Genomic DNA, 2,700 nt, shown 5'->3' with positions numbered 1-2,700 from the left:
ACATTCAACCGCAAGCTCGCCGAGGTTCGTCGTGTCGATTGGGTCGTCTATGCCAAGCCGCCGTTCGGCGGGCCGAGGCAGGTGCTGGCCTATCTCGGCCGCTACACCCACCGCGTCGCCATCGCCAGTTCCCGACTGATCAGCATGACCGACGATCGGGTCGCTTTCCGCTGGAGGGATTATCGCCATGGCGGCCGTACGAAGATCATGACGCTCGATGCGCACGAGTTCATCCGTCGCTTCCTCTTGCACACCCTTCCGGGCAGTTTCCATCGCATCCGCCACTACGGCTTCCTAGCCAACAGACATCGCGCCGCCAGGATCGAGCTGTGCCGCAAGCTGCTGGCCAGCCCGATACAGCAAGCCGACGCTCCGAAGGTCGAATGCGATGCAGTTACCGCTGTCTCGCTCCCGGTGGCGCGTCGCTGCCCTTGCTGCGGCGGCCCGATGGTTACGCTCGGCATCTGGCGATGCGGACAGGCGCCGACGAGCCCCTTCTGGAACGACACCTCATGATCATACGAGGCAGATCCACATCATCAGGTTCGGCATCCGTCGGCGCGCGCGCCGGCATGCGGGTTTTTGACCCGCCTCATGCAGATGAACACTGCCGGCCTGATGACGGCCAGCGTTGCGATGACGCTGAGCCCAACCAACGCCAAAACTTCCTTGCCTATACGGTGTGGCCCGCCACCATCCCATCGGGGGCGACCTTCGAGAACTCGTCCGTGACGACCCCGACCGACCGTCCCGACTACAATCCCCATAGCGCCAGACCGCCCCGCGGCTTCGCTCAATCCGGCTTGCAATGAGGTCCGACGTCGAGCCCGCGTGCCAAACCGGTGTCTCGGACCTCACAGAACCCTCCAGATTCCCAAGGATTAGCAAATCAGATTCAACGCTGATTTTTGGAGATCGGCGATGGATTGCGATGCGCTTGGGGACGACCAGTGGGACCGGATCAAGGGAGTTTTGTGCCGGCGGCACGAAAGGCAAGTGTCGATGCCGGCTCAATACTCCCCAGAAGTGCCGTTTGAATCTTCCCCAGTTTAGCGCTTCCGCCGGTCTTTCGGAGCGCGTTCGGGTGGCCGTTGGCGCGACCTTGCGGAGCGGCTTGGCGATTACCGGTCGGTGAAGCGGCGCTATTATCGTTGGATCGGGATGGGCGTGCTGGACGATATGCTGGAAATGCTCGCCCGCGAAGCCGACCTCGAATGGCTGATGATCGACAGCACGATCGTGCGAGCGCACCAGCATGCCGCCGGGGCACGCAAGGTCAAAGGGGGGCGGATGCCCAGGGCCTGGGTCGGTCTCGCGGCGGCCTGAGTACCAAGATCCACGCCGCCACCGAGGCGCTCGGCCTTCCCATCCGCCTGATCGGCACCCCCGGCCAGCGCAACGACATCGCCTTGGCCCACGACCTGATCGACGGTATCGACGCCGATGCCGCCATCGCCGAGCGGCCATACGACCGCGATCTCTACAAAGGGCGCAACCGCATCGAGCGCTTCTTCAACAAGCTCAAGCAGTTCAGGCGCGTCGCAACCCGTTACGACAAGCTGCTCGCAAACTTCATGGGTTTCGTCAAACTCGCAGCGATCGCCATTTGGCTCAAATAGTTAAATCGTCACTACGTCCTAGGATCTTTGCCGCCAGCGAACCGGTGCCTCGTGAGGCGCTGGCATGCGTCGTCGGCAAGACTGCAACATTGATTTGGTCACCTTCGGGAGGAATTGCGGGACCGGCCTTACAAACTCGTCGCGGTGGCCGGCGGCTGGCAGCATCGGACGAAGAAGGCCGTGGCCCACCGCATCCTCGCGACAAACCGCCAAAGGTCGTTTTCGCGGGGTGCGGCGCGGCATGTGAGCCGCACACCGACGAGACGGGAGCGGACAACGGCTGGGAGGAACGCGTCACAAGTAGCGTGGCTTTGCCACAGGGGCGCGGGAAGAACCAAGCAAGCCCACACGATGGCTAAATCAGAGGCATCAATTGCGACGACCGAAGCAGACACCGTGATCGTCATGGCAGGTACTAGCGCCCATCTCGCTTCCAGATGACGCGGGTACATAATCTGTATTTGACGGAGGCATCCTTGGCGAATGATCCTCCACTGAAGCAAGCACAAACTGCGAGCCGCAATCAAAACACGTCGGAACATTTAGATGCGCAGCGTCACGAAGTCCTGAGGATTTGCAGATTGAGGCAACCCAATGGCGCGCTACCTCAACCCGAAATCCAAGCTCGGTTATCGGTCGAAAACATAGCGCCATTGGTGACAGAGATACGGCCTCATTCGACATAAATCATGCCCAACGGAGATGGTATCTAGGAGTGCTAGTATGGGAGAATGTGAAGAGGGTTGATAGGTTGCAGGCGGGCATAGGCGCCCTGCTGATCTGTGACCCTCGAACTAACGCTGTTCTTCGCAGAGACCAAGATGCACGCATGCCACCATTGTAGTCCGCAGCAAAACATCTTGCCGGATTTAAGACGTTTGACGTTGGCAAATGTTACGCTTCGAAGAAGCAAAAAGGAATCGTTTGCTTGATGCAAACGTCATCATCAATATTAGGAGAAATGCTAGTGCCCGCATTCAGTCAAGAAGAATATCGCGCACGCACGACCCGCCTGCGCCAGCAGATGGCCGAGCGTGGTATCGACGCACTGCTTGTCTTGAATGAAGGGAATATGAACTAT

1 protein-coding gene and 1 pseudogene are annotated in these 2,700 nt (G+C 59.7%); both read left to right on the top strand.

Annotation, left to right across the window (positions count from 1 at the left end; translation table 11 throughout):
* The coding region (locus D3227_RS40070; RefSeq protein ID WP_245452164.1) for an IS91 family transposase at positions 1 to 516 on the top strand (516 nt) is incomplete at its 5' end.
* Positions 517 to 921: 405 nt separating this feature from the next.
* Positions 922 to 1,619, top strand: a pseudogene (locus D3227_RS40065) (IS5 family transposase).
* Positions 1,620 to 2,700: the final 1,081 nt, after the last annotated feature.

The organism is Mesorhizobium waimense (assembly GCF_003601975.1).
Lineage (GTDB): Bacteria > Pseudomonadota > Alphaproteobacteria > Rhizobiales > Rhizobiaceae > Mesorhizobium > Mesorhizobium waimense.
The sequence above is the reverse complement of the archived record's forward strand: the minus strand, read 5'-3'. Positions and strand labels throughout refer to the sequence as shown.